Here is a 6,055-nt window from a genome sequence, read left to right as displayed (position 1 = left end):
GGAGACGGGATCCCGCGTTTTGTGGCCGGAGCCATCGGGCCCACGAACCGCACAGCCTCCATTTCCCCGGATGTCAATAATCCCGGCCACCGGAATGTGAGCTTTGATGAACTTGTGGAGGCGTACACCGAATGCGTGCAGGGCCTGATCGCAGGCGGCGCGGATCTTCTGCTGGTGGAAACGGTCTTCGACACCCTGAATGCCAAAGCCGCTCTTGTGGCCGTGCGCACTGTATTGGATGAGAAGGGCTTGGATTTGCCCTTGTTGATTTCCGGCACCATAACCGACGCAAGCGGCCGCACGCTTTCGGGCCAAACACCCGAGGCCTTTTGGTATTCCGTGGCCCATGCGCGGCCTGTGAGTATCGGTTTTAATTGTGCTTTGGGAGTGGAGGCCATGCGGCCCCATCTCCGGGAAATTTCCCCCTTGGCCTCCTGTGCCCTGAGTGTGTATCCCAATGCCGGGATTCCCAATGAGATGGGCGAGTACGAGGATACTCCCGAACACATGGCTGAGGTCATCCGCGCTTTTGCGCGTGAGGGCTTGATCAATGTGGTGGGCGGTTGTTGCGGGACCACACCCGGGCATATCCAAGCCATTGCCCGGGCCGTGGCCTCCGAACAGCCCCGCGCTTTTCCGAATGTCCCTCCTCATTGCCGTCTCAGCGGTTTGGAGCCTCTTGTGATTGAGCCGCAGAGTTTGTTCGTCAATATCGGGGAGCGCACCAATGTGGCGGGTTCGGCCCACTTTGCGCGCCTCATCAAGGAAGAGAACTACGAAGAAGCTCTTGCCGTGGCGCGGCAACAAGTCGAGAACGGGGCGCAAATCATCGACATCAATATGGACGAGGCTCTTCTGGACTCGGAAAGGACAATGTCTACCTTTCTGAAGCTGCTGGCCTCGGAACCGGAAATCAGCCGCGTTCCTGTGATGATCGATTCCTCAAAATGGAGTGTGATCGAGACAGGCCTCAAGTCCCTCCAAGGCAAAGGCGTGGTCAATTCGATCAGCCTCAAAGAAGGCAAGGAGGCTTTTGCCGCGCAAGCGCGCAAGGTCCAGCGCTATGGCGCGGCCGTGGTGGTGATGGCTTTTGACGAACAAGGGCAAGCAGACACCAAAGAGAGAAAAGTGGAGATCTGCGCGCGTTCGTACAAGATCCTCACCGAAGAGCTGGGTTTTGCTCCACAAGACATTATTTTTGATCCCAATATTTTCGCCATCGGCACGGGCATCGAGGAACACCGCAACTATGCCGTCGACTATATCGAGGCCACGCGCGAGATCAAACAGAACTTGCCTCATGCCCTGGTGAGCGGCGGGGTAAGCAATGTGTCTTTTTCCTTTAGGGGAAATAATCCTTTGCGCGAGGCCATTCATTCGGTCTTTCTCTTTCATGCTGTGCGTGCGGGCATGGACATGGGCATTGTCAACGCAGGGCAACTGGCGATTTATGAAGACATCCCCAAGGATTTGCTGGAACGCGTGGAGGATCTGGTCCTCAACCGCCGGCCCGACGCGACCGAACGGCTCTTGGAAATTGCGTCGAGCGTGGATGCCCAGCAACGTGGAGACTCGGGGCCGGATCTGAGTTGGCGGGAGGCTCCGGTTGCCGAGCGCCTGAAGCTTTCGTTGATTAAAGGCATCGCAGATTACATTGATGATGACGTGGAAGAGGCGCGCCGGGGATTGAACCAGGCTCTGGATGTGATAGAAGGCCCGCTGATGGACGGGATGAACGCGGTAGGGGATCTTTTCGGCGAGGGCAAGATGTTTCTTCCCCAAGTTGTCAAGAGCGCGCGCGTTATGAAAAAGGCCGTGGCCTATCTCATGCCTTTCATGGAGGAAGAAAAGAAGCAGAACCCCGGCGCAGCCAGGAACGCCAAGGGCAAGATCCTGTTGGCCACGGTCAAAGGAGATGTCCACGATATCGGCAAGAATATTGTGGGCGTGGTGCTCCAATGCAATAACTACGAGGTTTTGGACCTGGGTGTGATGGTGAGCTGCGAACAAATTCTGTCGACGGCTCAAAGGGAACGGGTGGATGTGATCGGCCTGAGCGGGCTCATTACGCCCTCTTTGGAGGAAATGGCCCATGTTTCGGGCGAAATGGAGCTCAAGGGTTTCGGGATTCCGCTTCTGATCGGAGGGGCCACCACCTCGCGCGTGCACACGGCAATAAAAATTGAACCCCGGTATAGCGGAGCTACGGTGCATGTGCCCGATGCCTCCAGAGCTGTCAGCGTGGTCCAGAAACTCCTGAGCCCGGGACAGAAAGACGAGTATCTCGACAAACTGCGCCGGGAGTATGAAACACTGCGAATTACGAGGCGCGCCCGCCAAGAAAGAGATGTGCTTCTGACTCTTGATAAGGCACGGGCGAACAAACCCCGCATATCGTGGGAAGCGTACACACCGCCCAAACCGCCTCAGCTCGGAGTCCGGGTGTTCAAAGACTATCCTTTGGAGGAATTGCTGGACCGCATTGACTGGCGTTTCTTCTTCACGGCTTGGGAGTTGCCGGGGCGCTTTCCGCAAGTGCTCAAGGACCCCAAGGTGGGGGAGACTGCCACCAAGCTTTACGAGGAAGCACTCACGCTCTTAGACCGTATTGTGTCCGGAAAACTTCTCCGGGCCCGGGCCGTTATCGGCCTTTGGCCGGCCAACACCGTGAATCACGAAGATATTCAACTCTATACGGATGAATCAAGGAAGGAAGTCTTGACGACCCTCCATTTCCTGCGGCAGCAACGGCCTGCGCAAGGCCCGAATCACTGCCTGGCAGATTTTGTGGCGCCCAAAGAGTCGGGGATCGCGGATTATGTGGGAGCCTTTGCCGTCACAACGGGATTGGGCGCTCCGGAATTGGCCGCTGATTTTGAAGCCGACCATGATGATTACCGCAGCATCATGGTCAAGTCCTTGGCCGACCGCTTGGCCGAAGCCCTGGCAGAGCGGATCCATGAACGGGTGCGCCGGGAATTATGGGCCTATGCCCCGGATGAGGCCTTAACCAACGAGGCTTTGATCCGGGAGGAGTATGTAGGAATCCGGCCTGCCCCCGGCTATCCCGCGTGTCCGGACCACACCGAAAAGCGCACACTCTTCAAAACCTTGCTCAAGCCGTGGGAGAATGCCGGCATCGAACTCACCGAGGCCTGCGCCATGAATCCTGCAGCATCTGTATCGGGCTACTATTTCTCTCACCCAAAGTCACGGTATTTTGGATTGGGGCCGGTGGGCCGGGATCAGGTTGAGGATTACGCTTTGCGCAAAGGCCTGTCCGTGGCAGAAGTTGAACAGTGGTTGGCCCCGGTCTTGGGCTACGAGCCTGTCTCAAAATAGCTGAGCAAGGTCTCGCAGGCTTCGTGCAAGGATTCTCCAAAGGAAATCACGCCTTCTTCATGACCACCCATGGCCAGGATTCTTTGGGCAGAGAGATCCGATTCCTCCCAAAGACGTTGAATTTCAAGGGCCATCTGGGGAGTGCCGTAGGCCGCTGTGGGGGAAGTAGTGGGCAAACGATCGAGGAGATTCTCCCAAAACCCGTGGTGGTGAACGTGAACAACGGCTTGGATGGACTCACAGAGTTGGTAAAGCATGGCATGAGTCAAGGACTCCGAAGAGGCGGGCAGCTGGCCCACGCATTCCACCCAGTTTTCTTCAATGCTGTAAGCCTGAACCAGGGAATAGTGTTCCTCCGAGGTCTCGGGAATATGACCGGTTTGTGTTCCGGAAATCAAAAAGGCGTCCGCCCCGGCGCCCAAAAAGCGCACACTGAGATTCCCGTAACCCACTCCGTCCTCGTAAACGCCGATGAGCCCCAAGGCATGCAAACGGTCCCGGTGGATGCAAAGTCCGGCTACCTGCTCAAGCGCGGGCAATTTGGCCGGGGTCCAGCGGCATTCAAATTTTGTATAACCTTCCTCCAAAATAGCGGGCCCTCCTGTGTATTGTCGCATTATGAGAGGGCTCCCCAAGGTCCGGCAAGCAGAATCTTTCGCTTCCTCACCTATGTGTTAAACTATTGGACCTGGCTCTAAGCGTATCGAATATGATTAAAAGATTCCCCAACCCCTTGCGCTTTCTTTGGATAACACCTTTGCTCCTTTTGGCCGGCTGCGCGGGTCATCCGGGCCGGGGCACGGAGCTCTCCGCATATGGTTTGGATGCCGGAGGCGGGTACTTGCCTTTGCGCGCGCTGTGCGCACAGCGCGGATGGGAATGGGAGTGGGACCCTCACTTGCAGGCTGTGACCGTGTTGCCGGACAAAGGGCCTGCGTTAAAAGTGCTTGTGGGCATGGACTCCGTTCTGCTGGGAGACGAATTGCGGCCTTTGGGCAAAGATGTGCTGCTGAAAGAGGGAAGTATCCTTGTGCCTGCCGCGATCCTGGCGCTTCTGCCTCTGGAGATTCCTCCGCAGACAGCCCCCCGAATTCAACAGACAGCCGTTCCCCCAGTAGAGGCCCAGCCCGGCCAAAGCTTCCGTATCCGGCGAGTGGTCATTGACCCCGGACACGGCGGCAAGGACCCGGGAGCTTTGGGAAGAAACGGGCTGCAAGAAAAGGTTGTGGTGCTTTCCATCGCCAAAAAGCTGGCGGAGGAGCTGAGAGCTCAGGGAATTCAGGTGATTCTCACGCGCGAGGACGACCGTTTTATTCCTCTTCAGGCGCGCGCTGAGTTTGCCAATAAGCACAAAGCGGATTTTTTCCTGAGCATTCATGCCAACAGTGCGCATGCAAAATCGGCTCAAGGTTTTGAGATCTACTATTTGTCCGAAGCCACGGATGACAATGCGCGCGCGCTGGCGAGCGCCGAGAACAGTGTGGACGGGCCCTTTGAGGATGAGGCGTACGGCGAGCGGGGTACGGATTTGGATGCGACAGTCTGGGATTTGATCCATACGGAGAACCGCATCGAATCCATTGAATTAGCCCACGCCTTGATGGGGGGGTTGCGCAAGCATGTGAAGGTGGAGGAAAGGGGCGTAAAGAGCGCGCGTTTTGCCGTGCTTCGGGGGACCCAAATGCCCTCCTTACTGTTGGAAGTGGGTTTTGTTTCAAATAATGATGAAGGAAAGCGTCTGAGCGATCCGTGGTTTCAGAAGAAAATTGCGCAGGGAATTGCAAGCGGTTTGCTGAATTACAAGCGGGAATACGAGCGTACGAATGGCTTCACAAAATAGCGGGCCCATTGGGGTTTTTGATTCCGGGGTGGGCGGTCTTACAGTTCTTAAGGAGCTGCTGAAGGAACTTCCTCACGAGAATTTTATCTACATGGGGGATACCGCGCGCGTGCCGTACGGAACCAAGTCGCGGAGAACCGTCCTGCGTTTTGCCTGGGATGATGTGAGATTTCTTTTGCGCTATCCGGTCAAGGCTTTGGTCGTGGCCTGCAATACGGTCTCCAGTGTGGCATTGACGCATTTGCAGCGAAACCTGGCCATGCCGGTAATCGGTGTTATCGAACCTGCGGTGGCCCGGGCGGTACGTATCACCGAAAAGGGACGCATCGGGGTGCTGGGCACCCCCACAACTGTGGCCAGCGGCGCTTATGAACGTGCGGTCCGGCAGCTTTGCCCCGATCTGAGTGTCGTTTCAAAAGCGTGTCCGCTCTTTGTGCCCTTGGCCGAAGAGGGATTGCTCAGCGGCAAGTTAGTCGACCAGGTCTGCGAGCATTACCTGAAGTCCATTCGCTCCAAGAGAGTCGATACCGTGATTCTGGGTTGCACGCACTACCCGCTTTTGCGGAGGGCCATCGCAAAGAGCCTGGGTTCCCCGGTTCGAATCATCGACAGCGCATGTGAGCTCGCGCAAGAGCTCAGGGGATTATTGGAGAAAAGGAATCTTTCCGCCCGGGCCAAGAAAAACGGGTATCGCAAATTTTATGTGAGCGGCGATCCTAAAGATTTCGCGCAGCTCGGAGAACGTTTCATGGGCAAGAGTGTCCGTGGAGTGAGAAAGATACAATTCGGATGAGCAAAAAAGCCGTTGTGCTTTTGTCCGGAGGATTGGACTCGGCAACCTGTCTTTATGCTTGCCTTGAAAAGGGCTATGAG

General features: G+C 56.4%; 5 protein-coding genes. 4 read left to right on the top strand and 1 reads right to left on the bottom strand.

Annotated features, from left to right (window positions below; all coding sequences use genetic code 11):
- Positions 1-3,342: methionine synthase (gene metH / locus JW937_03310; GenBank protein ID MBN1586440.1), on the top strand; the 3,342-nt coding region annotated here is incomplete at its 5' end.
- Here the strand turns inward: metH and JW937_03305 are convergent.
- Complete coding sequence (locus tag JW937_03305; protein ID MBN1586439.1) at positions 3,321-3,959, bottom strand: class II aldolase/adducin family protein; 639 nt, start codon at positions 3,957-3,959, stop codon at positions 3,321-3,323. The two genes, metH and JW937_03305, sit on opposite strands and share 22 nt — an antisense overlap.
- 92 nt (positions 3,960-4,051) lie before the next feature.
- Here JW937_03305 and JW937_03300 point away from each other — a divergent pair, with 92 nt between their 5' ends.
- The 3 genes from JW937_03300 to JW937_03290 all read left to right on the top strand — a co-directional run.
- On the top strand, positions 4,052-5,182 hold the full coding sequence (locus tag JW937_03300; GenBank protein MBN1586438.1) for an N-acetylmuramoyl-L-alanine amidase: 1,131 nt from the start codon (positions 4,052-4,054) through the stop codon (positions 5,180-5,182).
- Positions 5,166-5,975 carry a glutamate racemase gene (locus JW937_03295; protein MBN1586437.1) on the top strand — a complete coding sequence of 270 codons (810 nt, stop codon included), beginning with the start codon at positions 5,166-5,168 and terminating at the stop codon, positions 5,973-5,975. The genes JW937_03300 and JW937_03295 overlap by 17 nt, the downstream gene beginning before the upstream one ends.
- Positions 5,972-6,055: 7-cyano-7-deazaguanine synthase (locus JW937_03290; protein ID MBN1586436.1), on the top strand; the 84-nt coding region annotated here is incomplete at its 3' end. The genes JW937_03295 and JW937_03290, both read left to right, overlap by 4 nt.

It is taken from the genome of Candidatus Omnitrophota bacterium, from assembly GCA_016929445.1.
Taxonomy (GTDB): Bacteria; Omnitrophota; Gorgyraeia; order JAFGIU01; family JAFGIU01; genus JAFGIU01.
This window is presented reverse-complemented; position numbering and strand designations above follow the sequence as displayed.

What these genes read in the sequence shown, in the direction of transcription:
- JW937_03300 (MBN1586438.1), top strand. Translation starts at nt 4,052, where the DNA reads ATGATTAAAAGATTCCCCAACCCCTTGCGCTTTCTTTGGATAACACCT.
- JW937_03295 (MBN1586437.1), top strand. Translation starts at nt 5,166, where the DNA reads ATGGCTTCACAAAATAGCGGGCCCATTGGGGTTTTTGATTCCGGGGTG.
- JW937_03305 (MBN1586439.1), bottom strand. Translation starts at nt 3,959, where the DNA reads ATGCGACAATACACAGGAGGGCCCGCTATTTTGGAGGAAGGTTATACA.